Below are 21,799 nucleotides of genomic sequence, written 5' to 3'. Positions count from 1 at the left end.
TGCGGGAAAGTTGCTTGCTTCACGACAAGCATCGTGAGGTATGGCTGCCCTTGATTTCGATGCGGTGGAGATGAGGGACGGATGACATCGTCGTCACCCGTCGGGGCGGACACCCCCGGCACACCCTCGACGCCCGACGCGGGCGAGGTGCTCCTGCGCGTCGCCCAACGCCTGGAAGGGCTGTTCACCGACCTGGCCGGCGAACACGGACTCACCGCGTTCCAGGCCAGGACGCTGCGCGCCCTGCACGAGATCTCCTCACAGGGCGCGCTCGCCCGCCGGCTCGGCTGCACGGCCTCGCGGGTGTCGATCGTCACCCGCGAACTGGAGGGGCGTGGGCTGGTGAGCAAGGTCGCCTCGGTCGGCGACCGGCGCATGAGGGTGGCCCGCCCGACGACGGAGGGGACACGGATCGTCGACGCCATCGGCGCGGGACTCGCCGCCCGCTCACCGCTGGTGAGCGGCCTGACCGACGACCAGGTCGCCGACCTGTTCCGCCTGCTGTCCCTGGTGGAGGCCACCCCCTGAGACGGCCGCACCGCTCACGGAAGGGCCGCCGCGCGGACCCGCACGATCCCCCCGCCTCGAACGCACCGTTCGCCTCGAACGGGTGCCCACACCCGCAGGGAACGCGTCCCCGGCAGCGACGTCCCCGGACCGCTCAGATCCGGGCACCGGCCGCCACCGCCTCGCGGCGCAGCCGGGTCACGACCTCGGTCGCCGGATCGTCGGTGGCCTCGCGGAACCCCTCGCCCGCCCACAGGGCCATGCCGCCCGTGTCGGCGGACTGTGCCGCGGCCGCCCGCAGCGGCCGGGTCATGTGGTGCACCTCCGGGTAGGCGTGCGGGGCCTTCGGGTGCTCGGTGATGAACCGGTTGACCAGACCGCGCGCGGGACGGCCGGTGAACGCCCACGTCAACGCCGTCTCGGTGAAGTCGGGGTCGACCAGGGCCAGCTTGTGGTCGAGGCGGGCCCCGCTCTCGGGGCAGCGCAGGAACGCCGTGCCCAGCTGCGCGGCCGACGCGCCCGCCTCCAGTACGGCCGCCACGTCCCGGCCCCTCATGATCCCGCCCGCGCCGATCACCGGCACCTCGACCGCCGAGGCGACGGCGGCGACCAGCTCCAGGGTGGGCCGGTCCGCGCCCCGGGTCGGGTCGAACGACGCCCGGTGGCCACCGGCCTCCACACCCTGGACGCACACGCCGTCGGCGCCGCGCGCCACCGCCATCAGCGCCTCGTCCACCGTGGTGGCGGTGACGACGATCGCCGACCCCGCCTCTTGGAGGCGGCGCAGCACGTTGCCGTCGGGGCAACCGAACGTGAAGCTCACGACCGGGACGGCGAGCCGCTCCAACAGGTCGATCTTGGCGTCCCAGGCATCGTCGTCGTGGACCGGTCGGCCCACCTCCGTGCCGTGGCGTTCGGCCTCGGCGATCAGTTCCTCGCGGTAGGCCGCCACCACGGCGGGGTCGGCGGGCGGTCCGGGCACGAACACGTTCACCCCGAACGCGGCCACGCCCCGCGCCCGCACCGACGCGACCTGTTCCTCGACCTTCTCGGGGGCCAGGTACCCGGCGGCGAGGAAACCCGTTCCCCCGCCCCGCCACACCGCGTCCACCAGCTCGGGAGTGGAACCCCCGCCGGCCATGGGCGCTTGGACGATCGGCCGATCCCGCAGCAGCTCCGACAGGTGGCTCATGATTCCCCCGCATTCCTCCCCGAACGTGCACGGGCAGGTTATCCGACCCGGATCCGGGGCCCCGGGAGTGACCCGGGGGGAGGGGCCGCCCCGGATCACTCCCTCACGTCGCTCTCCTCGGAGTCACCCGGGGCACCCCTCTCCGCCCTTCCCCCGGGGTCGAAGAAACGGCGGGACTCGGGGAAGGCGAAGGCCAGGGGCGCCGTCGCGGCGGCGGCGACGACGGACACGACGAGAACGACCGTCATCGCCGTTTCGAGACCGTATCCGTCCCAGGCCCAACCGAACAGCACGTGGGTCATGGAGAGCACGGCCAACGCGACGAAGGACATCGTCGAGAACAGGGCGTTGCGCGCGGCGTCGCTGTACATCAGGTGCTCCCACACCACGAACAGCGCCTGCGACACGCCGAGCAGGAACTCGGCGAGGATCAGAGCGACCACCGGCGGCAGGAGGTCCCAGGCCACCAGGAACAGCGGCACCCCGGTGGCGATCACACACGCCGAACCCCACAGGTGGGGATTCCGATGCCCGAGGAACCGGGAGCAGGCCGCTCCGAGGGCCAGCGCGAAGGTCATCACGAGCAGGACCATCCCGTTGATCCGGACGTCGTCGCCGTACCGCGCCGTCACCAGGGGCTGCCAGCTCATGACCAGTACCGCCTTGACGACGGTCAGCCCGACGACCAGGACGACCAGCGGCGCGAACCGCCGCCCCGCCAGCGTCGTCACGGACTCCCGGACCAGGGCGCCCACCGACACCCCGCGGCGCCCCGGGCTCATGGGGAACGACAGGGGGACCGCGAGACCCAGCGCGACCAGCATCGCTCCGGCGACCAGGATCAGCGCGTCCCCCGACAGCCAGGTGCCGCCGAGCATCACCGTCACGCCGCCGAGCACCCCGCCGAACCGGGAGCCGATCTGTCCCCAGCGCACCACCCGGGCGATCCGGACGGCGCGGTCGCGCGTCCCGATCCGGTTGACCACCAGCGCGGTGAGCGCGCCCGAGTGCAGGTGGAAGCCCACCGCCCACAGCACCGTCCCGAGGAGGGTCACGGGGACGCCGTCGGCCCAGCCGAACAGCACGAAACCGACGCCCCAGACCACCAGTCCCGAGGCGAGCAGCCGACGGTGCCCGTACCGGTCGCCGAGCGCGCCGCTGGGCGCCTCCGCGGCCAGACCGAACACGGCGGACGCCGCCAGCAGCGTGCCCAGCTGCAAGGGGTCGATCCCCCGGGCGAGCAGAACGGTCACGAACACCGCGCCGAAAGCGAAGTCCGCGGTGGTGGAACCGAGGGAGAAAAGGACGTATCTGCGAAGCAAAGCCGGTCGCGCCGGAATCTCCTCGGGGTGCAGTTCCTACCTCCCGGGAATCGAGGGGAATGGAAAAGAGAACGTATATAACGCACGTGAATGCCGGATCGGTTCACGCTAACACGAACGCCTTTTTCCGGCCATCGGTTTCCCCGAACGGGCGTCGCCCCCGGTGGGATCCCACCGGGGGCGACGCCCGTCGTTCCCGCTCTCGCGGTCCCGTCACATCAGAAGCGCACCGACGCGGCGTAGTGGCTCATCGAGGGGATGCCGACCCCCTGCCGGTAGCTGTTGGAGGGCGTCCCCTTGCAGTCCTTCTTCGTCCAGATGGCGGGCAGGACGCGCTGGGACCCCGTCTTCAGGGACCTGACGACCATCGGACTGAACATGTTCCAGCAGGCGCTCCCCGCCGAGTAGCTGAATTTCCGCCCGGTGTAGTTGGTGCCGCTCCACAGGCACACCTCCTTGGCGGCGCACGACTTGTTCGCCGCCTCCACCGACCCGGAGGGCGCGTCGCGCAGGACCGCGCCGTCCGAGAGGTGGACGACCGTGGTCCCGGTCGGCTCGGTCTCGCTGGAGACCACGTGGGCCTCGATCCCCACGGGTGCGCTCTGGGGGAGGGTCGGGACCTCGGCCGCCTGGGCGGGTGTCGCGAGAAGGGCGGCGCCGGTGATCACGGCGGCGGCCAGGGAGGTGAAAGACAACGTCAACTTCATTTTTTCCTCGGGTCGACTGCGTTCGGTCCCGGTGAACGTTATAAAGCGAATCGACTTGCTGCAAGTGGGTGGCCGAATTCGGCCAGATCTGCTTTTGATTCTTCCTGTCAAGGTTGTATTGTCATGGCCTTCTGAAAATCGGTCGGTTTTCCCGGTGGCATTTCTGCTGGTCCGGGGCGCGCCTCGCCCCGGACCAGGCGCGCACGCCGCCGTCGACGACGCGCGCACCGAGGCGCCCGGGGGCGACCGGACCGTCCCGGGCGTCCCCCGGATACGCTCGGCGCGACAACGACCTTGCAGGAGGGGAACCACCATGACAGCGACCGCCGTCGTCACCGGCGCCAGCAGCGGTATCGGCGCCGCCACCGCCCGGGGTCTGGCCGCCGAGGGGTACGACGTGGTCCTCGTGGCCCGCCGCGCCGACCGGGTCGAGGAACTCGCGGCCGAACTCGTGAAGGCCGGCCACAACGCCCGTGCCGAGGTCCTGGACGTCACCGACCGGGACGCCGTCGACGCCTTCGCCGCGTCCCTGCCGTCCTGCGACGTGCTGGTCAACAACGCCGGCGGCGCCATCGGCACCGAATCCGTCGCCACCGCCGACCCCGCCGACTGGCGGGCGATGTACGAGGTCAACGTGCTGGGCGTGCTCAACATGACGCAGGCCCTGCTGCCCGCGCTCGTCGAGAGCGGGGCCGGCACGGTCCTGGTGGTCAGCTCCGTCGCCGGGCACGTCGTCTACGAGGGCGGCGGCGGGTACGTCGCGGCCAAGCACGGCGCGCACACCCTGGCCGCGACCCTGCGCCTGGAACTGTGCGGAGAGCCCGTCCGGGTCCTGGAGATCGCCCCGGGCATGGTCAAGACCGAGGAGTTCTCCCTCAACCGGCTGCGCGGGAACTCCGACGCGGCCGAGGCCGTCTACGCGGGCGTGCCCGACCCGCTCAGCGCGGAGGACGTCGCCGACACCATCGTGTGGGCGATCACCCGGCCCGCGCACGTCAACATCGACCTGATGGTGGTCCGCCCCCGTGCCCAGGCCGCCCAGCACAGGATCCACCGGGTCGCCCCCGACCGGGACTGACCGCTCCGGCGGCCCGCCCGAACACGCGGAACACGTCAACGCCCGCGTCACCGATCCGATGATCGGCGGCGCGGGCGTTCGTGTTCGTCGGGACCCACGGCCCCGGGGATCAGGAGTCCAGGTCGGAGGCGAGGAGTTCGGCCAGGGAGTCCAAGGCCTCGTCGGCGTTCTCGCCCTCCGTGGCGAGGGTGACCTCCTCGCCGTGCTTGACGCCCAGGGACATCACGGCGAGCAGGCTGCGGGCGTCCACCGGGTCCTGTCCCTCGCCGGCGACGGTGACGGGCAGGCCGGTGGCGTTGACGGCCTGCACGAACAGGGTGGCGGGACGGGCGTGCAGTCCGAGGACGGAACCGACGGCGACGGTGCGCTGGGACATCTGTTGCTCCTTGGGAGGGTCCGTTGACCTGGTCACGGGCGGTCGACGAGGGAGTCGATCGGCCAGGTCGGATCGGGATCGGGGACCACCTCGACGGCGTCGACGTTCACGTCGTCGGGTGAGGGGATGGTCGTTCCGGGCAGGGACACCGCGGCGGTCCCCCAGGCGACCGCGTGGCGCAGGCGTTCGACGGGGGAGTCGGCGGGGATCAGGAACCCGGCGAGGGCGCAATCGCCGGCGCCCACGGTGCTGCGGGTGCGCACCCGGGGACCGCGCGCCCACCACACGTGTTCGGGCCCCACGAGTATGGCACCGTGCCCACCCAGCGTCACGAGGACCGATCCGTTGCCGAGGGCGATGAGTTCCCGGGCGGCCGCGGTGACCTCGCCGACGTCGGTGAGAGGCCGGCCGCTCAGCTCCGAGAGCTCCTCCAGGTTGGGTTTGACGAGCGCGACCGAACCGGCGTTCACCGCCGCCTCCAGGGGTTTGCCGGAGGTGTCCAGGGCCAGGGCGACGCCGTGGGCGGCGGCCAGTTCGGCCACGCGCACGTACAGGTCGTCGCCGGCCCCGGCGGGGAGGCTGCCGCTGGCGACCACCCAGGCGGGGCGCTCGGACAGTTCGTCCTCCAGCGCGGCCAGGAGGGAGTCGGTCTCGGCGGGGGACAGGTGGGGTCCGGGCGCGTTGAGCTTGGTGGTGGTGCCGTCGGTCTCGGTGACGGCGACGTTGGCCCGGGTCTCGCCCTCGATGGGGACGGTGAGGCGGGGCAGGTCGCCGAGCAGGGTGGTGAGTTCGGCGCCGCCGCCCCCGCCCACGGGCAGGATCGCCCGGGTGTCCGCCCCGGCCAGGTGCAGGGCCCGGGCGACGTTGACGCCCTTGCCGCCCGGCTGGGCACGCGTGGAACCCACCCGCAGGACCTCGCCTCGGATGAGGCGGTCCACCTCCAGGGTGTGGTCCACGCTCGGGTTGGGGGTGAGGGTCAGGATCATGGAAGCTCTTTTCGCGGTCGCTGCGCCCGGCCCGGTCCGGATGTTGGACTGCCTTTGATTATGTGTGTTCATCTGTGTGTGTCAATACTGTTGCCCCCTGGTTTCCGGTTCCCTGGAACACCGTAGGGGTGCCGTCCGGCTTGCCGGGGCGGGTCCCGTGGATGCTTCCTCCCATGTTCACGGCGATGTTCATGCCGGGTGGCGCGAGATACGGTCCCCGGGTGGTCTTGCTGGGATATTGGATGAAGGTACCCCTTGTGTGTCCCAGGCAACACGATTAAACTCACCGAAAACCACACCGAAACACAGGTGATCCAACATGTACGCGGAAGAGCGCCAGCAGGCGATCCTCGGACGCGCCCGCCGGGACGGCCGGGTCGACGTCACGGGGCTCGCCGCGGAGTTCGACGTCACCTACGAGACCATCCGACGAGACCTCACGGCGCTGGAACGCCACGGGGTCCTGCGGCGGGTCCACGGTGGCGCGATCCCCGTCGAGCGACTGGGCTTCGAGCCCGCGCTCAACGTGCGCGATTCCGTCATGACCCAGGAGAAGGAGCGGATCGCCAAGGCGGCCCTGGACGAACTCCCCGCCGAGGGCGCCATCCTGCTCGACGCCGGCTCCACCATCGGCCGGCTCGCCGAGCAGTTGCCCGTCGACCGGGAGTTCACCGTCGTCACCAACTCCCTTTCCATCGCTCTCACGCTCACGCCGCGCACCAACATCAACCTGATGCTGCTCGGCGGTCGTCTGCGCACCCGGACCCAGGCCGCGGTCGACGCCTGGGCGCTGAGGTCGCTGGCCGAATCCTTCGTGGACGTCGCCTTCATGGCCACCAACGGCATCTCCGTCGAACGCGGGCTCACCACGCCCGATCCGGCGGAGGCCGAGGTCAAGCGCGCCATGATCGCCTCGGCCAGACGAGCCGTCCTCCTCGCCGACCACACCAAGGTCGGCAACGACCATTTCGCCCGTTTCGCCTCCGTCGAGGACCTGGACCTGATCATCACCGACCAGGGGTTGGCCAGCGGCCTCGCCGACGAACTGGAGGCCACCGGACCCCGCGTCCGGGCGGTCTGACCAGGACCGGCACCCGTTCGGGGCGGTGCTTCCCCGTCCGAACACCGTCCGTCCAACCGGACGGGTGCCCACTCACCACCCACCTCTACGGCCCGGCTCCCACGTCGGCCGCACCTCCCAGGAGGTCCCCCACATGTCCACCGCACAGCAGCAGAACACGGCGCTCGCCTCGGCGCGCTCGGGAATCCAACGCTTCGGCGGGTTCCTCGCCGGCATGGTCATGCCCAACATCGGCGCGTTCATCGCCTGGGGCCTGATCACCGCCCTCTTCATCCCCGACGGCTGGTGGCCCAACGAGTACCTGGCCCAGCTCGTCGGGCCGATGATCACCTACCTGCTGCCCCTGCTCATCGCCTACACCGGCGGCACCATGGTGCACGGGCAGCGCGGTGGTGTGGTCGGCGCGGCCGCCACCATGGGTGTGATCGTCTCCGCCGAGATCCCGATGTTCCTCGGCGCCATGGTCATGGGTCCGCTCGCCGCGTACCTCATGAAGCACTTCGACCGCGTCGTGCAGCCGCGCATCAAGTCCGGCTTCGAGATGCTGGTCAACAACTTCAGCGCCGGCATCCTCGCCGCGCTCATGGCGATCCTGGGCGCCTACGCCGTCGGACCGATCGTCAGCCGCATCGCCAACGGCCTCGGCGCCGGGGTGCAGTTCCTCATCGACAACAGCCTGCTGCCGCTGGTCTCGATCATCGTCGAGCCCGCCAAGGTGCTGTTCCTCAACAACGCCATCAACCACGGCGTGTTCACCCCGCTGGGCACGGCCCGCGCCCTCGAAGACGGCCGCGCCATCGAGTTCCTCATCGAGACGAACCCCGGCCCCGGCCTCGGCGTGCTCATCGCCTGCATGCTCTTCGGCCCCCGGATCAGCCGCGCCACCGCGCCCGGCGCCATCGTCATCCACTTCTTCGGCGGCATCCACGAGATCTACTTCCCGTACATCCTCGCCCAGCCGAAGCTGATCCTGGCCGTCATCGCCGGCGGCATGTCCGGTGTGGCCACCTTCATGGTCCTGGACGCCGGCCTCGTCTCCGCGGCCTCGCCCGGCAGCATCATCGCCCTCATGGCCGTCACCCCGCCCGGTGGTCACCTGTCCGTCCTGGCCGGTGTCACCGTGGCCACCGTGGTCTCCTTCGTGGTCGCCTCGCTCCTGCTCGGCTTCGGCCGGGCCGAGCGCAAGGCCGCCCGCGAAGAGGCCGCGACCCAGCAGAACTCCGAGAAGAACGAGGAGAGCGCCGTATGAGCAGCATCCAAGGGTCCGAGATCAAGAAGGTCGTCGTGGCCTGCGACGCCGGTATGGGCAGCAGCGTCCTGCTCACCACCCAGCTCAAGGGCAGCCTCGGCAAGTACGGCGTGAACGTCGAGCACTCGCCGGTGGACCGGATCCCCGAGGACGCCGACCTGGTCCTGGTCCAGGAGGGCCTGGCCGCGCGCGCCCGCACCCGGGTGCCGGACACGGTCGTGATCGGTTTCCGGATGTTCCTCGGCGACCCCGTGTTCGCCGAGGTCGAGAAGGCCATCCGGGACGGGGGCACCCTTGCCGGCTGAATCGGCCCGACTGGTCCTCACCGAGGACGCCGTCCGCCTGGGCCGCGTCGCGAAGGACCGGGCCGACGCCATCGACCAGTGCGGGGAACTCCTGCTGGAACTCGGTGCCGTCGAACCCGGATACCTGACCGCGATGCACGAACGGGAGGCCTCGGTACCCACCTTCCTCGGGGAGGGGGTGGCCATCCCGCACGGGACCGACCCGTCCCGGGTGTTCGTCAGGAGGACCGGGCTGGCCGTGATCCAGTTCCCCGACGGGGTCGACTGGGGCGGCCCCACCGTCCACGTCGCCATCGGCATCGCCGCCTCCGGTGAGGAGCACCTGGGCATCCTCACCGCACTGGCCGGGGTCCTCACCGACCCCGACAAGGCCGCCCGGTTGCGCACCGCCGCGACCCCGGCCGACGTGGTGGCACTGCTGAATCCCGGACCCTCGGACGACTGACCCCGGTGGCCGTCACACGGCCCGGTCGTCCTCACCGCCCCGCCCGCCGTCCGCTCACTCCCCGGACCGGCGGGCGGGGGACCACCGCCCGAGCGGGACAATCCCCGCCTTCGGGCCGCAACACGAAAGGCCGAACATGCTCGTCGCCCGCTTCTACGCCCCCGGTGACATCCGACTGGAACAGGCACCCGAACCCACCGCCGGTCCCGGCCAGCTCAAGATCGCCGTCGCCAACTGCTCCACCTGCGGCACCGACGTGAAGATCTTCCGTCACGGACACCACCACATCGATCCGCCCCGGGTCATCGGCCACGAGATCGCCGGCCGCGTCGTCGAGGTCGGCGACGGGGTGGAGGGCTGGGCCGAGGGCGACGCCGTCCAGGTCATCGCCGCCATCCCGTGCGGCACCTGCACGGAGTGCTCCGACGGCCGGTTCACGGTGTGCTCGCGCCAGGAGTCCATGGGCTACCACTACGACGGCGGGTTCGCCGAGTACATGATCATCCCCGAGTCCGTCCTGGCCGTCGACGGGGTCAACCGCATCCCCGAAGGCCTCGACTACGCCGAGGCCTCCGTCGCCGAACCGCTCGCCTGCGTCCTCAACGGCCAGGAGATCGCCGGGGTCGGCGAGGGCGACGTCGTCGTGGTGATGGGCGCAGGTCCCATCGGCTGCCTGCACGTGCGACTGGCCCGCGCCAAGGGTGCGAAGAAGGTCTTCCTCGTGGACGTCAACCGGGGCCGCCTCGACATGTCCGCCCGGATCGTCGAGCCCGACGCCGCGATCTGCGGCGAGGAGGTGGACGCGGTGGAAGAGGTGCTGCGCCTCACCGACGGACGCGGCGCCGACGTGGTCATCACCGCGGCCGCCGCCGGACGCGCCCAGGAGGACGCGCTGAGGATGGTCGCCCGCAGCGGCCGGATCAGCTTCTTCGGCGGCCTGCCCAAGGACAACCCGATCATCGCCCTGGACTCCAACATCGTCCACTACCGGGAGATCTCGATCTTCGGCGCCAACGGTTCCAGCCCCGAGCACAACAAGCGCGCCCTGGAACTGATCGCCACGGGCGCGGTGCCCGTCGCCGACCTCATCACCGAGCGGATGGCGCTGGCCGACGTGCACAAGGCCATCGAGACGGTCGCCTCCGGCACCGCCATCAAGGTGACCATCCAGCCCTGACTCCCCCACAGCCCCGGAAACGGGGCTACCACGACCCGCCCTCCTGATGTTCCCTGAGATCACGGGAACACCGACCCACGGAGTGATCATGGCGCACACCCGGCCCCCCTCCCACCTCAACGGCATCCCGGCGGCCCCGGGGGCGGCGGTCGGTCCGGTGGCGCGCATGGCGCCGCCACCGCGCCTGCCCGACCACCGTCCCGCCGCCGGCGACCCGGACACCGAGGCCGCGGCCGCCCGACGGTCCCTCGACGGGGTCGCCGCCCGCCTCGACGCCCAGGCCGCCGAACTCGGCGGGGACGCCGCGGCGGTGCTCGGGGCCCAGGCCCTCATGGCCCGCGACCCCGAGCTCGGCCGCCGGATCGGTGAGCGCACCGCCGCCGGCGACCCCGCGGCCTGGGCGGTGCACAACGCCTGCGAGACCTACCGCGAACTCCTCCTGGCCGCCGGGGGGTACCTCGCCGAACGCGCCGCCGACCTGGCGGACATCCGCGATCGGGCGGTGGCCGCGCTGCTCGACCTGCCCATGCCGGGGCTGCCCGATCCGGGCGTTCCGCACGTACTGGTCGCCGAGGACCTCGCGCCCGCCGACACCGTCCGGCTCGACCCGGCCACGGTCCTGGGGATCGTCACCCGGTACGGCGGACCCACCAGCCACACCGTCATCCTCGCCCGGGGCCTCGGGTTGCCCGCGGTCGTCGGCTGCGCGGACGCCGACTCCCTTGAGGACGGGGCGACGGTGGCGATCGACGGCGATGAGGGGCTCGTCATCGTCGAACCCGACGAGGACACCGGCCGGCGGATCCGCCGACGCGCCGAACTGCGCCGCTCCCTGCTGAGCTCGTCCACCGGCCCGGGGGCGACCGCGGACGGGGTACCGATCCCCCTGCTGCTCAACGTCGGGGAGGGCGACCCCGAGACGGCCGCCGCCCACGACAGCGAGGGCGTGGGCCTGCTGCGCACCGAGTTCCTCTTCCTGGAGCGCACCGAGCCACCGACCCGCGAAGAGCAGACCGTTGCCTACGCCCGACTGTTCACGGCGTTCGCCGGGCGCCCGCTCACCGTGCGCACCCTCGACGCGGGCTCCGACAAGCCGCTGGCGTTCGTCCCGGTCGGGGAGGAGGACAACCCGGCCCTGGGGGTGCGCGGTTACCGTACCGCCCGTCTGCACCGGGACCTGCTCGTCGACCAGCTCGCCGCCATCGCGGCGGCCACCGAGGAGACCGGCGCCGACGTCCGGGTGATGGCGCCCATGGTGTCCACGCCGGGGGAGGCCGAGGAGTTCGCCGATCTCGCCCGCGCCCAAGGGGTGACCCGGGTCGGGGTGATGATCGAGGTGCCGGGGGCGGCCCTGCTCGCCGACCGGTTGCTGGCCAAGGTGGACTTCGTGTCGATCGGCACCAACGACCTCGCCCAGTACACGATGGCCACCGACCGCACCCTGGGCTCCCTCCCGGACCTGCTCGATCCGTGGCAGCCATCGCTGCTGTCCCTCATCGGGACCGTGGGATCCGCCGGTGAGCACCTGCGCACCCCGGTGGGCGTCTGCGGAGAGGCCGCCGCCGACCCGCTGCTGGCCCTGGTCCTGGTGGGACTGGGGGCGACGAGCCTGTCCATGTCCGCTCCGGCTCTACCGGGGGTGCGCCACGCCCTGGCCAACCACACCCGGAGCGAATGCCTCCGGTTGGCCCAGCTCGCCCTCGCCGCGCACAGCGCCGAGCGGGCCCGCGCGGCCGTCCGCGCGGCCGCGCGGCCAGAGGTCGCCGCCCTATGACCGTCGTGGTCGGACTCCGTCGCCGTGGGACCGCAGCGGATACCCGGCCACGACCGGAGGCGTCGTTCGCCTGACCGCACGACGTCTCCACGCGGGGGCGGGTTCTGCGGGCTCGCCCCCGCGCCCTCACGGGTCGCGGACGATCAGAGGTCATCGTGTACACGATGACCTCTGATCGCGTCGGGACATGACCGTTTCCGTCCGTGCCCACCCCTCCCAGGCCCTCGACGGCGCCGACACGGATGTCTCCAGGGTCGTCGACCCGCGACGGCGGGGTCGTCGGAGCACTCGCTCCCCCCAGGTCCTGGAAGGTGCGGGACGGCCCGGAGAAGAGGAGCCGCGTCGGCTCGTCGAGGAGCGCCGGAACCCGCCGACCGTACCCGAGCGGCACCGGGCCCGTCCCCGGCCTCAGAGGCCCGGGGCGATTCCCCCCGGGGAGAGCGCGCCCATCAGGAACGACCAGAGCAGCGCGCACACCGGCAGGGTTCCCAGTACCGCGACGGCGGCCCCGGCCACGAACGGCCACCACCCGAGGCCCACCCCCGCGATCAACGGGACCAGAAGGGCGAGGGCGGCGAAGGGGGCGAGGTCCTCGAAGCGCTCGGCGATCCGGCCGCACCGCATCGACGCCATGTCCTCGGAGACGAGGAGACAGGAGACCGGGTCGGCCGCCAACAGGGCGATCGACCCCGCCCAGGCGGCGGTCAGGACTGCGGCGAGGGTGATCGTCCCCATGATCAGGCGTGAGCGCGTGCGGGGACGCAGGCCGTTCGCCCCGGTGCGGGTGGAGGGGAGCAGGGGGCCATGCGCCCACGCCATGTGGAGGGCCTTCTTCCGGCTTCTCGGATTCGCGGGTGCGGGCGGCCCGGAACCCGGCCGCGCCTCCCCGGGATCGCACCCGTGACGTCACCCCTCCCCGATCCCGTCGCGTAGGGGATCGCCACGCCGAGGGTCGTTCCGAACGGTCTGGTGAGGGGGTCCGGCAGCGGTCACTCCGGTGGGGTCGGTGCGGCGACTCCGGCCCCGGGCCGGGGCCGTCCCCACGGGTGTGCGCCCGGACCCCGCACACCCCACCCGTGCGGAGAGGCTCTCGGCGCGCCCCCGTCGGGCCCCGTGCGCGCGGGGCCCGGATCCGTCCCTCGGGGCGCCGCGGACCCTGCCGGAAGGACACGACAAAATCTCTTCTCTCCACAGTAGATATTGGTCTGTGGTCCTGGTACCTTTTCTCTCGTAGGAACAGAGATCCACTGATCGACCACCGGATACGCCGGTGTACGGCAGGACCGGCATCCCGCGGTACAGGGGATACCGGAGCAGGAGAGCAGTACGCGGTAGGGCTCGACCGGCGCGCGAGTGTTGGACGGCGTCGGGAGCCGGTAGGACCGTTACATCGGTATCCCGCCCGTACGGGGGAACCGCGGCAGGAAGTCATGCACGAAGTGAGATCGAGAGGAGCAGATGCCATCAGGATCGCCCGGGTGTGAGGTGGCTCCACTCGGGTACCGCAGGCCCCGGATTCGGAAGAAGGTGGTCCACGGTCACACAACCGCGATCCCCGTTATCCCGTATCGGCTCGTCCTTGGGAAGCGGAAGACCGGCAGCGGCCGGTAGATGGTATTGAACTCTCGGGCCCCGACGCCTAACGGCGTCGGGGCCCTCGGTGTGGGCTGAGGAGAGAAAGAGAAACGCTTGCCCCGTCCCGGAGCAGAAGACCGATTCGATGACGACGACTATCCCGCCTACACCATGGGCCGTGCCGCGGAGATGATCGGCACCACGCCGGCCTTCCTGCGTGCCCTGGGTGAGGCCCGCCTGATCGAGCCCCTGCGTTCGGCGGGCGGCCACCGCCGTTACTCCCGTTACCAGTTGAGGATCGCCTCTCGGGCCCGCGAACTCGTGGACGCCGGGACCCCGATCGAGGCCGCGTGCAGGATCATCATCCTGGAGGACCAACTGGAGGAGGCGCAGCGGATCAACGAGGAGCTCCGCGCCTCCGGGGCCTCCCCCGGACCCGCGACCCCGGCTGAGGCGCCGGCGAGGTCCACGGGGAAGGGAGATCGCTCCGATCCGCGGGTAGGTTGAGGCCGTGAGCGGGCGTACCGACCGGGTCATGGCCGTCGTGACCGGGGGCCGCGCTTCTCGCGGCCGGCCGTCGGGCCCTCCGACCGGCCCGGTCCCGCATCGAACCCTGAGGAGGCCCCGTGACCACGACCTCGATCACCACGAACGTGCAGATCTCCATCAGCCAGCCCGACGTCGAGGACGTCAAGGTGTTCTGGCAGGAGGACAACCCCGAACTCCTGGCGTTGGCCCTGATCGACCTGGCTCCCGGGGTGACCCTCCACCTGCACGACGACAGCAGGGACCGCCCCTACCTGGACAAGCTGATCGCGACCCTGTCCGAGGCGCGCGACCGGATGTCCGATCAGGACCAGGGCGCCTGAGGCGCGGTCGGCCTCGATCCCCACCCGTGTCCCGTCCCGCGCGGTGCGTCGGGTCCGGGTGGAGGTCCGACCCGTCGGCGGGGACCCGGGCGCGTTCGGCACGGTCCCGGTGCCGCCCCCGGAGACCTCGGCCGTGCCTCTTGTGAACCTCCGTTGCGCTTCGGTTCGTGCGAGGCCGCCTGGAGAACGCGAACCTTCGGCCGCTGCGTCGACGTCCTCGTTCCTCGGACGCCTCCTCCGCCGGCCTCCAGAACCCCGTGGGCGGCCAGAGCGTTTCGAGAAACAGGCCTCACCCGCCACGGCCGGAGTCCGAGGCGGACCGGAAAAACCATGTGCGACACCCCTGAGGGCGGGCTAGCGTCGCGGGCATGAGAGATCAGGCCAAGCCGAACCACTTCGACGAGGACGTTGCGCGGGACTACGACACCCCGGACGGCATGTTCGCCCCGGAGAAGGTGGACCCCGTGGTCGACCTGCTGGCCGGACTCGCGGGGGAGGGGCGGGCCCTGGAGTTCGCCATCGGCACGGGGCGCATCGCGCTACCGCTCGCCGCGCGAGGGGTTCCCGTGCACGGCATCGACCTCTCGCCCGCCATGGTGAAGCGGATGCGGGACAAACCGGGCGGCGATGCCATCGAGGTCGCCATCGGGGACTTCACCGCGACCCGGGTACCGGGCACCTTCGCGGTGGTCTACCTGGTCTACAACACGATCATGAACGTGACCACCCAGGACGAGCAGGTGGACTGTTTCGTCAACGCGGCGGCGCACCTGGAGCCGGGTGGGCGGTTCGTGGTCGAGGTGGAGGTGCCGGAACTGCGCCGATTGCCCAAGGGGCAGAGCATGGTGCCGTTCCACGTGGGCGAGGGCGACTGGGCGTTCGACCTCTACGAGCCCGCGACGCAGCGTTCCAGTTCCAACTACGTCAAGGTCGCGGACGGACGCGGGAGCTTCCGGTCCATCCCCTTCCGCTACGTATGGCCGGCGGAACTCGACCTCATGGCGAGGATCGCGGGAATGCGCCTGGTGGACCGCTGGGAGGACTGGGACCGGTCGCCTTTCGGTGATGAGAGCGAGAAGCACGTCTCGGTGTGGGAGAGGGCCGCCGACTGAAGGAGGGGCCGTGCCGGGTGAGCGCGCGCGTCGTGAACGCGAACGGCGGTGGTCACGGGAGCGGTCGGCCCGGCACGCCTCAGGGCGGTGGGAGATCCTCTTCGAGACCACCGACCCGGCGGAGATGCGTGCCCACCGGGCTCGGGAACGGGACCGCCTGGCGCGGTACCGCGTGGACGACCTGCGCCTCGACGTCCTGTGCGGCCGCCTGGAACAGGACACGTGGTACCGCCTGAGCGTCTTCGTCCCGGACCCCTGAGCGGGCCGGCGGACCCGGACCGGGCCCTCTTCCACCGGGAGTCCTCCACCTTTCGGACGGAACCGCCCACCGGCGCGGACCGTTCGCGTCGTGCGGGGGTTCCGCCCGGCCTCCGACACCCACCGACGCCGTCGGCGAAGGGGCGTCAGTGGCAGTGGCCGTTCCGACCGAGGGTCGCCACGGGGGTCGCGCCGGGGCGGGTCCACTGCGGTACGGGGCGGCCGGTCGGGCCCGGGGTGGCGTTGCCGTCCGCGTCCGAGCGCCAGAACCAGCACGCGTCGCGCCCCTCGGGCCGGCCCTCGGGCTTGTCCTCCCACGCCTCGCCGCGGCCGTAGGGCGTCATGTCGAGCAGGCTGACGGATCCGTTGGCCGGCTCGGTGCCGCGACCCGGCCGGAACTCATCGCGGCAGGAGGTGTTCTCGGTCGGGGTCGCACGGACCACGGCCTCGCGCGGGAGCGGGGGCACCCGGTCGAAGGGTTCGTCGGCCCTCTTCCGCCGAGGTCCGGTGGGAGGGTCGACCGCCTCGGGCGGCGGTGTCCCGGCGCGGTGCGGGCGTCGTTGTCTCCCTCCCGGGGACGGCCGTGGCGGTCACTCGTGGAAGGGCTCTCCCGTGACGACGTGGTCGGCGTGGTTGAGGGCCTCCAACACCAGCCTGCGCAGGTGGCCGTCGGTGAGCCGGTAGATGACATGGCGCGAGTGGCGTCGCGATTCCACGAGTCCGGCGAGACGCAGTTTGGCCAGGTGCTGGGAGACGGCGGTGCGCGAGGCGCCGCAGGCCTCGGTGAGGCGGCCGACGTCGGCCTCGTCCTCGGCGAGGAGCCACAGCAGGTGCAGGCGGGTGGGGTCGGACAACAGGGCGAAGACCCCGGCCGCCACGGCGATCCGATCCGGATCGAGGGGTGCGGGGTGGGAGAGGCTCGGGGTCGTCCGCCGGTCGTCGCTGGTCCGCATACGCGCAGTCTAGGTCCGCGCGGGCCCTCCGCCGGTGCGGGGCCCGAACGTCGCGCGGCCGCGCGACGGCGGTGGTGTCGTCTATCGTTGATCCGACTCAAACCTCCGCCGTGGGCGGGCCTTTCGGCGTTTCGGCGTCGGACTCTCCACCCTGAGACGCGGACCCCCTGTGCATCGAGGTGGACACCCCCATGACCGACGACAGGCCCGCGCCCGCGGGCTCCGACCGCTCTCCGCAGATCGACACCACCCGGACCCACTCGGCCCGTATCTGGAACTACTGGATGGGCGGCAAGGACCATTACCCGATCGACCGACTGGCGGGCGACGCGGTGGCCGAGGGATTCCCGGAGATCGTGGACCTGGCCCGGACCAGCCGGGAGTTCCTGATCCGCGTCGTGACCCACCTGACGCGCGACGTGGGGATCCGCCAGTTCCTCGACATCGGCACCGGGATGCCCACCGCCAACAACACGCACGAGGTCGCCCAGTCGATCGCCCCCGAGAGTCGTGTCGTCTACGTGGACAACGACCCCCTCGTGCTCGCACACGCGCGCGCCCTGCTGGTCGGCTCTCCCGAGGGGGCCACCGACTACATCGACGCCGACCTGCGCGACCCCGACACCATCCTGGAGCGGGCCGCCGAGACGCTGGACTTCGATCGGCCCATCGCGCTCATGCTCATGGGGATCCTGGGCCACGTCCCCGAGGACGAGGTCCAGCCGATCGTCCGCCGCCTGCTGGACGCCCTGCCCTCGGGCAGCCACCTGGCGAGCTACGACGGCGCCGACACCAGCGAGGCCTACAACGCGGCCATCGAGGTCGGGAACAAGCAGGGCGACGTCCCGTACCTGCTGCGCAGCCCGGAGTTCATCGCGGCCCGCTTCGAGGGACTGGAACTGCTGGAACCCGGCGTCGTCCCCTGCCCCCTGTGGCGCCCCGCGCCCATCGAGGTCGGCACCCGTCGCGGGCTCGACCAGTACGGCGGCGTGGCGCGCAAGCCCTGACGCCGTGACGAGGGGCGCCGAGATGGTCGGAGCCGGAGGCGCGCCGCCGTTCACCGCCACCGAACGGGAACGGCGGGCGTCCACCGGACCGGCCGACCGGGCCGTACGGGTCTCCCGACACGCACGGCCCGGTCAGCGCCGGATCCCGTCCAGGAACCGGATCACCTCGCTCAAGAACCGGTCGTGGGCCTCCAACTGGGCCCAGTGGCCGCACTCGGGCACGCTGACCACGCGGGCGTCCGGCATCAGCGCGGCGGCCCGACGGGAACCGTCGATCGGCACCATCGGGTCCTTCTCACCATGGAAGAAAAGGGTGGGGGCCGTGATGGACGCGACCTCGTCCATCGCGTAGTTGAGCATGGTCCTCCGCCCGATGGTGGCGAGGTTGTAACGGACGAAGGCCAGGGAGGCCCCCGGCGCGATCGCCTCGCGTGCGAACTCCTCGACCACCGGTTCGGGCAACGTGGCGATGTCGTGGACGACGGCGCGCACCAACGGGCGGGTGAACCGCCCGGTGAATCCGCCGAGTGCGACGAGCAGGCGCTCGGGCAACCGGGTCGTCAGCCACGCGGTACCGTGCGCGAAACGGTCGCGCAGGATCGGCACGAGGCCGCCGGGTGCGATGAGCACCAGGCCGTCGACGACTCCGGGGTGCCGTAGCGCCAGCCGCAGCGCCACGTCCCCGCCCATGGACACACCGAACACGACCGCGCCCTCGACGCCGATGGCCGCCATCGTCCGCGCGACGAGATCGGCCTGTTCCCAGGGGCCTCCGACCGGGGGGATCCCGGTGGTCCCTCCGAAACCGGGCAGGTCCACCGCGATGACCCGATGCGTCCTTCCCAGGGGTTCGATGAGTCGGTACCAGGAGATGGCCGCGTTGTCGGTGCCGCCACCGTGGATCAGCACGATCGGCGGTGCGGTCGGCTCTCCGGCGGTCAGGGCCCGGACACGGCCGCCGTCCACCTCGATGAAGCCGACCTCGGCGCCGGGGGGTACGAGCCGTGTCATCGGTGCCCCCAGGTCTCGGCCAGCCGGTCCGCCAGGCGCGCGAAGCACTCCTTGCCCGGGTCGGTGTCCTCGACGTCGGCGTCGGCGGAACGGGCGACCAGCGTTCCCATGGACAGGATGAGGGCGTCCACGTCCTCGTGCGGTGCGGTGGCGGCCAGGCCCACGTTCCACACCGCCAGGTTCACCGCGAGTGCCGAGGCGTCGATGTCGGCGCGCAGCATGCCGGCCTCGGACAACTCCCGGAGGAAGTCGACGCCCAGGACGCCACGGGAGCGATGGAGGGCGGGGCCGTCGGTGCCGAACCCTCCGGGAGATCGGGAGCCCTGGTAGAGCGAGACCAGGAAGGGGCGGTCGTGCATCGCCTTGAGGGAGTGCGCGAACAGTCGTGACAGCAGGCCACCGCGAGGGTCGGTGGCGACCGCCTCGCGCGTGACGTTCAGGGCGAGTCCCATCTCGCGGTCGATGACCGCTCGCAGAAGGGCCTCCTTGCCGCGGAAACGCAGGTAGAGGACCCCTTTCGCCACTCCGGCGCGCGCGGCGATCTCCTCCATCGTGGTGCGTGTCGGGCCGTGCCGGGCGAGCACGTTCGCCGCGGCTTCGAGGATCACGGCGGTATCGACGCTGGGGCGGACCATATTGATGACCTTAATGACTAGGAAGTTGCATTTGGTCATTCAGCTTACCCGGACTTGTCGGGTCTCCATCCATCAATATGTGCGTACTTGCGCATATGTATGATGCGATGCGTCGGCCCCTCTTCTCCACGGTGGTGATCCTGATGTGGCGCGTTCTCGCGGACTCCCCCTCGTATCGGCGGATGTTCACGGCCCAGGTGGTGGCGCTGGGCGGTACCGGCCTGGCGACCGTCGCCCTCGGCCTGCTCGCCTACGACCTGGCCGGTGACCGTGCCGGCGCGGTGCTCGCCACCGCGCTCACCATCAAGATGCTCGCCTATGTCGGTGCCGGACCCCTGCTCACCGCCCTGCTGTACCGCGTACCCCGCCGGGGCGTGCTGGTCGGAGCCGACGCGGTGCGCGCGCTCGCGGTGGGCGTCCTTCCCTGGGCCGACCAGGTGTGGCACGTGTACGTCCTGATCGCGGTGCTCCAATGCGCCTCGGCGGTCTTCACCCCCGCCTTCCAGGCGATCATCCCCGAACTGGTCGACGATTCCGGCTACACCTCGGCGCTGGCCCTCTCACGCCTGGCCTACGACGTCGAAGCCCTGGCCTCGCCCCTGCTGGCCGCCGTCCTGCTCACCGTGCTGCCGTTCCACGTCCTGTTCGCGCTCACCGCGGCCGCCTTCGTCGTCTCCGGGGTCTTGGTGCTCACCACCGGGCTTCCCCCGCGCACCGGTGACCCCCGACGGGCCGCCGCGACGTGGCGGGTCTTCGTCACCGACCGCCGGTTGCGGGCCGTGATCCTCCTCGACCTGGCGGTGGCCGTGGTCACCGCCCTGGTCCTGGTGGACACCGTGGTCCTGGTCCGCGCCCACCTGGGCGGCACCGACACCGGTGTGGCGCTGGCCCTGGCCAGTTTCGGGGTCGGCTCCGTGGTGATCGCCTTCGCCCTGGGCCGGCTGGTGGACCGGTTCGGCACCCGTGCGCTCATGCTCGCCGGCCCCGTCGTGCTCACCGGCGGGACGGCGCTCACGGCGGTCGGGTGGGCACTGGTCCCCGGCCCGGTCGTGCTCGGAGCCGGCTGGGCGGCGCTGGGGGCGGGCTGCTCCCTGATCGCCGCCCCCGCCGGTCGGGTGCTGCGCGACGCCGCCCCCGAGGGCGGCCTGGCGGGGGTGATGGCCGCTCGCTTCGCCCTCTCCCACGCCTGGTTCCTCGTCACCTATCCCCTGGCCGGTCTGGCCGGAGGCCTGGACCCCGTGGTGGCCTTCGCCGGCTCGGCGCTCGCGGTCGGGGCGTGCGGAACCGCGGCGGCCCTCCTGTGGCGTCCCGGTCGGCTCTCCCGGGCCTGACCCGGGTGGTGCGCGCTGCCCGCCGACGGGCCGGTCAGCGCTCGGCGCGTCGGTCCGGGGCCGGGGTGCCCCAGCCGTCACCGAGGGCCTCGGGCACCAGGTCGAGGTGGCGCAGGAAGCAGCGCAGCAGGCCCTCGACATCGGTGCTCCCCGAGAGCTCCCACTCCCCGTGGCCGTTGTTGAGCGCTGCGAAGAACACCGCCGCCACCAGTGCGGGCCGGGGGTCGACCGGGTCCGCGCCGGTGCGCTCGGCGATCGCCTCGGTCAGCCGGGCCTGCCGGCGCCGACAGTAGTTCACGTTGGTCCGGATCAGCTCCGGGCTCTGGGTGATCAGCTCGGCCGCGCTGCCCTTGATGTGGTGCATCGACTCGCGTTCCACGTACTCCCAGTGGTCGCGCATCGCGTTGCACAGGGCGCGGAAGGGCGGCTCGTCGGCGGGGCGGGCGAGCAGGTGCTCGATGAGCAGCAGGTCGACGCTCTCCAGCGCCTCCAGGACCAGGTCCTCCTTGGTGGCGAAGTACCGGAAGAGCGTGCGCTGTGAGACCCCGGCGCGGGAGGCGATCTCCTCCGTGGTGGTGCGCTCGAAGCCCTGTTCGTGGAACAGGCGCAGCCCCGTCTCGATGAGCGTTCTGCGCGTACGGGCCTTCTTGAACTCGCGCAGTCCGGGACGGTCGTCCCCGGAGACCGCCCCGAGGGGATCGGGGCTCGTCGTGCTCATGGACGTGCCTCCCGCCTGTTCCGCGCCCGCCCGGTGCGGTCGCTCCTGACCGGAGGATATCCCCAGGGGACTGTGGTGACAGTCACTGCAAAAAGTCAGTGGCTGACAAGTGTCAGTGGCTGTCATAATCT

At 71.6% G+C, this 21,799-nt stretch carries 25 protein-coding genes; 14 read left to right on the top strand and 11 right to left on the bottom strand.

Annotated elements, in window-relative coordinates; genetic code table 11:
- Positions 1–81 precede the first annotated feature (81 nt).
- Complete coding sequence (locus PWG71_RS05410) at positions 82–528, top strand: MarR family winged helix-turn-helix transcriptional regulator (RefSeq protein ID WP_274808395.1); 447 nt, start codon at positions 82–84, stop codon at positions 526–528.
- A 133-nt stretch (positions 529–661) separates the two neighbouring features.
- Here the strand turns inward: PWG71_RS05410 and PWG71_RS05405 are convergent, their stop codons facing one another.
- The 3 genes from PWG71_RS05405 to PWG71_RS05395 form a co-directional block, all read right to left on the bottom strand.
- The gene (locus PWG71_RS05405) at positions 662–1,699 is read right to left on the bottom strand and encodes a nitronate monooxygenase (protein WP_274808394.1); all 1,038 of its coding nucleotides are present in this window, start codon (positions 1,697–1,699) and stop codon (positions 662–664) included.
- A gap of 95 nt (positions 1,700–1,794) precedes the next feature.
- Positions 1,795–3,021 carry an MFS transporter gene (locus PWG71_RS05400; protein ID WP_274808393.1) on the bottom strand — a complete coding sequence of 409 codons (1,227 nt, stop codon included), beginning with the start codon at positions 3,019–3,021 and terminating at the stop codon, positions 1,795–1,797.
- Between the two features lie 218 nt (positions 3,022–3,239).
- Complete coding sequence (locus tag PWG71_RS05395; RefSeq protein WP_274808392.1) at positions 3,240–3,722, bottom strand: peptidase inhibitor family I36 protein; 483 nt, start codon at positions 3,720–3,722, stop codon at positions 3,240–3,242.
- A gap of 319 nt (positions 3,723–4,041) precedes the next feature.
- Between PWG71_RS05395 and PWG71_RS05390 the strand changes: the two genes are divergently transcribed.
- Positions 4,042–4,806, top strand: a complete 765-nt coding sequence (locus tag PWG71_RS05390) for an SDR family NAD(P)-dependent oxidoreductase (RefSeq protein ID WP_274808391.1) — start codon at positions 4,042–4,044, stop codon at positions 4,804–4,806.
- Between the two features lie 109 nt (positions 4,807–4,915).
- Here the strand turns inward: PWG71_RS05390 and PWG71_RS05385 are convergent, their stop codons facing one another.
- Both PWG71_RS05385 and pfkB read right to left on the bottom strand, forming a co-directional pair.
- Positions 4,916–5,182, bottom strand: a complete 267-nt coding sequence (locus tag PWG71_RS05385) for an HPr family phosphocarrier protein (protein WP_274808390.1) — start codon at positions 5,180–5,182, stop codon at positions 4,916–4,918.
- Between the two features lie 32 nt (positions 5,183–5,214).
- Positions 5,215–6,168, bottom strand: coding sequence for a 1-phosphofructokinase (gene pfkB, locus PWG71_RS05380; RefSeq protein ID WP_274808389.1), 954 nt, complete (start codon positions 6,166–6,168; stop codon positions 5,215–5,217).
- Positions 6,169–6,487: 319 nt separating this feature from the next.
- Between pfkB and PWG71_RS05375 the strand changes: the two genes are divergently transcribed.
- From PWG71_RS05375 to ptsP, 6 genes are all read left to right on the top strand, one after another.
- Positions 6,488–7,249, top strand: coding sequence for a DeoR/GlpR family DNA-binding transcription regulator (locus tag PWG71_RS05375; RefSeq protein WP_274808388.1), 762 nt, complete (start codon positions 6,488–6,490; stop codon positions 7,247–7,249).
- A gap of 133 nt (positions 7,250–7,382) precedes the next feature.
- Positions 7,383–8,498: a PTS mannitol transporter subunit IICB gene (mtlA, locus tag PWG71_RS05370; protein WP_274808387.1), complete on the top strand. Its 1,116-nt coding sequence runs from the start codon at positions 7,383–7,385 to the stop codon at positions 8,496–8,498.
- Positions 8,495–8,803, top strand: a complete 309-nt coding sequence (locus PWG71_RS05365; RefSeq protein ID WP_274808386.1) for a PTS lactose transporter subunit IIB — start codon at positions 8,495–8,497, stop codon at positions 8,801–8,803. Before mtlA ends, PWG71_RS05365 begins: the two co-directional genes overlap by 4 nt.
- Positions 8,793–9,248 (top strand): PTS sugar transporter subunit IIA, encoded by a 456-nt coding sequence (locus PWG71_RS05360; RefSeq protein WP_274808385.1) that lies wholly within the window; start codon positions 8,793–8,795, stop codon positions 9,246–9,248. Before PWG71_RS05365 ends, PWG71_RS05360 begins: the two co-directional genes overlap by 11 nt.
- Positions 9,249–9,384: 136 nt before the next feature.
- A complete protein-coding gene (locus PWG71_RS05355; RefSeq protein WP_274808384.1) occupies positions 9,385–10,425 on the top strand; it encodes a zinc-dependent dehydrogenase in 1,041 nt (346 codons plus the stop codon).
- Positions 10,426–10,513: 88 nt separating this feature from the next.
- Complete coding sequence (gene ptsP, locus PWG71_RS05350) at positions 10,514–12,199, top strand: phosphoenolpyruvate--protein phosphotransferase (RefSeq protein ID WP_274808383.1); 1,686 nt, start codon at positions 10,514–10,516, stop codon at positions 12,197–12,199.
- 408 nt (positions 12,200–12,607) lie between these two features.
- On the opposite strand, the gene PWG71_RS05345 is transcribed toward ptsP, so the two are convergent.
- Positions 12,608–13,018, bottom strand: a complete 411-nt coding sequence (locus PWG71_RS05345; RefSeq protein ID WP_274808382.1) for a hypothetical protein — start codon at positions 13,016–13,018, stop codon at positions 12,608–12,610.
- An 870-nt stretch (positions 13,019–13,888) separates the two neighbouring features.
- Here PWG71_RS05345 and PWG71_RS05340 point away from each other — a divergent pair.
- The 4 genes from PWG71_RS05340 (at position 13,889) to PWG71_RS05325 (ending at position 16,014) form a co-directional block, all read left to right on the top strand.
- Positions 13,889–14,281, top strand: a complete 393-nt coding sequence (locus PWG71_RS05340; RefSeq protein WP_274808381.1) for a MerR family transcriptional regulator — start codon at positions 13,889–13,891, stop codon at positions 14,279–14,281.
- A gap of 119 nt (positions 14,282–14,400) precedes the next feature.
- Positions 14,401–14,643: a hypothetical protein gene (locus PWG71_RS05335; RefSeq protein WP_274808380.1), complete on the top strand. Its 243-nt coding sequence runs from the start codon at positions 14,401–14,403 to the stop codon at positions 14,641–14,643.
- A gap of 368 nt (positions 14,644–15,011) precedes the next feature.
- A complete protein-coding gene (locus PWG71_RS05330) occupies positions 15,012–15,755 on the top strand; it encodes a class I SAM-dependent DNA methyltransferase (RefSeq protein ID WP_274808379.1) in 744 nt (247 codons plus the stop codon).
- Between the two features lie 10 nt (positions 15,756–15,765).
- Positions 15,766–16,014 carry a hypothetical protein gene (locus tag PWG71_RS05325; protein ID WP_274808378.1) on the top strand — a complete coding sequence of 83 codons (249 nt, stop codon included), beginning with the start codon at positions 15,766–15,768 and terminating at the stop codon, positions 16,012–16,014.
- 145 nt (positions 16,015–16,159) lie between these two features.
- Here PWG71_RS05325 and PWG71_RS05320 read toward each other — a convergent pair whose 3' ends face one another.
- Together PWG71_RS05320 and PWG71_RS05315 are read right to left on the bottom strand one after the other, a co-directional pair.
- Positions 16,160–16,480 carry a DUF899 family protein gene (locus tag PWG71_RS05320; RefSeq protein ID WP_274808377.1) on the bottom strand — a complete coding sequence of 107 codons (321 nt, stop codon included), beginning with the start codon at positions 16,478–16,480 and terminating at the stop codon, positions 16,160–16,162.
- 123 nt (positions 16,481–16,603) lie between these two features.
- The gene (locus PWG71_RS05315; RefSeq protein ID WP_274808376.1) at positions 16,604–16,966 is read right to left on the bottom strand and encodes an ArsR/SmtB family transcription factor; all 363 of its coding nucleotides are present in this window, start codon (positions 16,964–16,966) and stop codon (positions 16,604–16,606) included.
- Positions 16,967–17,157: 191 nt separating this feature from the next.
- On the opposite strand from PWG71_RS05315, the gene PWG71_RS05310 reads away from it, so the two are divergent.
- On the top strand, positions 17,158–17,973 hold the full coding sequence (locus PWG71_RS05310; protein ID WP_274808375.1) for an SAM-dependent methyltransferase: 816 nt from the start codon (positions 17,158–17,160) through the stop codon (positions 17,971–17,973).
- A 132-nt stretch (positions 17,974–18,105) separates the two neighbouring features.
- On the opposite strand, the gene PWG71_RS05305 is transcribed toward PWG71_RS05310, so the two are convergent.
- Both PWG71_RS05305 and PWG71_RS05300 read right to left on the bottom strand, forming a co-directional pair.
- Positions 18,106–18,984, bottom strand: a complete 879-nt coding sequence (locus PWG71_RS05305; RefSeq protein ID WP_274808374.1) for an alpha/beta fold hydrolase — start codon at positions 18,982–18,984, stop codon at positions 18,106–18,108.
- A complete protein-coding gene (locus tag PWG71_RS05300) occupies positions 18,981–19,619 on the bottom strand; it encodes a TetR/AcrR family transcriptional regulator (RefSeq protein WP_274808373.1) in 639 nt (212 codons plus the stop codon). Before PWG71_RS05300 ends, PWG71_RS05305 begins: the two co-directional genes overlap by 4 nt.
- A gap of 107 nt (positions 19,620–19,726) precedes the next feature.
- Between PWG71_RS05300 and PWG71_RS05295 the strand changes: the two genes are divergently transcribed.
- Positions 19,727–20,950: an MFS transporter gene (locus tag PWG71_RS05295; RefSeq protein WP_274808372.1), complete on the top strand. Its 1,224-nt coding sequence runs from the start codon at positions 19,727–19,729 to the stop codon at positions 20,948–20,950.
- 34 nt (positions 20,951–20,984) lie between these two features.
- Here PWG71_RS05295 and PWG71_RS05290 read toward each other — a convergent pair whose 3' ends face one another.
- A complete protein-coding gene (locus tag PWG71_RS05290; protein ID WP_274808371.1) occupies positions 20,985–21,668 on the bottom strand; it encodes a TetR/AcrR family transcriptional regulator in 684 nt (227 codons plus the stop codon).
- Positions 21,669–21,799: the final 131 nt, after the last annotated feature.

The sequence above is a fragment of the Nocardiopsis sp. N85 genome, assembly GCF_028882275.1.
GTDB classification, from domain to species: Bacteria; Actinomycetota; Actinomycetes; order Streptosporangiales; family Streptosporangiaceae; genus Nocardiopsis; species Nocardiopsis lambiniae.
Note: the sequence above shows the minus strand (reverse complement) of the source record. Positions and strands in the feature narration are given on the sequence as shown.

What these genes read in the sequence shown, in the direction of transcription:
- PWG71_RS05410 (WP_274808395.1), top strand. Translation starts at nt 82, where the DNA reads ATGACATCGTCGTCACCCGTCGGGGCGGACACCCCCGGCACACCCTCG.
- PWG71_RS05405 (WP_274808394.1), bottom strand. Translation starts at nt 1,699, where the DNA reads ATGAGCCACCTGTCGGAGCTGCTGCGGGATCGGCCGATCGTCCAAGCG.
- PWG71_RS05390 (WP_274808391.1), top strand. Translation starts at nt 4,042, where the DNA reads ATGACAGCGACCGCCGTCGTCACCGGCGCCAGCAGCGGTATCGGCGCC.
- PWG71_RS05385 (WP_274808390.1), bottom strand. Translation starts at nt 5,182, where the DNA reads ATGTCCCAGCGCACCGTCGCCGTCGGTTCCGTCCTCGGACTGCACGCC.
- pfkB (WP_274808389.1), bottom strand. Translation starts at nt 6,168, where the DNA reads ATGATCCTGACCCTCACCCCCAACCCGAGCGTGGACCACACCCTGGAG.
- PWG71_RS05375 (WP_274808388.1), top strand. Translation starts at nt 6,488, where the DNA reads ATGTACGCGGAAGAGCGCCAGCAGGCGATCCTCGGACGCGCCCGCCGG.
- mtlA (WP_274808387.1), top strand. Translation starts at nt 7,383, where the DNA reads ATGTCCACCGCACAGCAGCAGAACACGGCGCTCGCCTCGGCGCGCTCG.
- PWG71_RS05365 (WP_274808386.1), top strand. Translation starts at nt 8,495, where the DNA reads ATGAGCAGCATCCAAGGGTCCGAGATCAAGAAGGTCGTCGTGGCCTGC.
- PWG71_RS05355 (WP_274808384.1), top strand. Translation starts at nt 9,385, where the DNA reads ATGCTCGTCGCCCGCTTCTACGCCCCCGGTGACATCCGACTGGAACAG.
- ptsP (WP_274808383.1), top strand. Translation starts at nt 10,514, where the DNA reads ATGGCGCACACCCGGCCCCCCTCCCACCTCAACGGCATCCCGGCGGCC.
- PWG71_RS05345 (WP_274808382.1), bottom strand. Translation starts at nt 13,018, where the DNA reads ATGGCGTGGGCGCATGGCCCCCTGCTCCCCTCCACCCGCACCGGGGCG.
- PWG71_RS05330 (WP_274808379.1), top strand. Translation starts at nt 15,012, where the DNA reads ATGAGAGATCAGGCCAAGCCGAACCACTTCGACGAGGACGTTGCGCGG.
- PWG71_RS05315 (WP_274808376.1), bottom strand. Translation starts at nt 16,966, where the DNA reads ATGCGGACCAGCGACGACCGGCGGACGACCCCGAGCCTCTCCCACCCC.
- PWG71_RS05310 (WP_274808375.1), top strand. Translation starts at nt 17,158, where the DNA reads ATGACCGACGACAGGCCCGCGCCCGCGGGCTCCGACCGCTCTCCGCAG.
- PWG71_RS05305 (WP_274808374.1), bottom strand. Translation starts at nt 18,984, where the DNA reads ATGACACGGCTCGTACCCCCCGGCGCCGAGGTCGGCTTCATCGAGGTG.
- PWG71_RS05300 (WP_274808373.1), bottom strand. Translation starts at nt 19,619, where the DNA reads ATGGTCCGCCCCAGCGTCGATACCGCCGTGATCCTCGAAGCCGCGGCG.
- PWG71_RS05295 (WP_274808372.1), top strand. Translation starts at nt 19,727, where the DNA reads ATGCGTCGGCCCCTCTTCTCCACGGTGGTGATCCTGATGTGGCGCGTT.
- PWG71_RS05290 (WP_274808371.1), bottom strand. Translation starts at nt 21,668, where the DNA reads ATGAGCACGACGAGCCCCGATCCCCTCGGGGCGGTCTCCGGGGACGAC.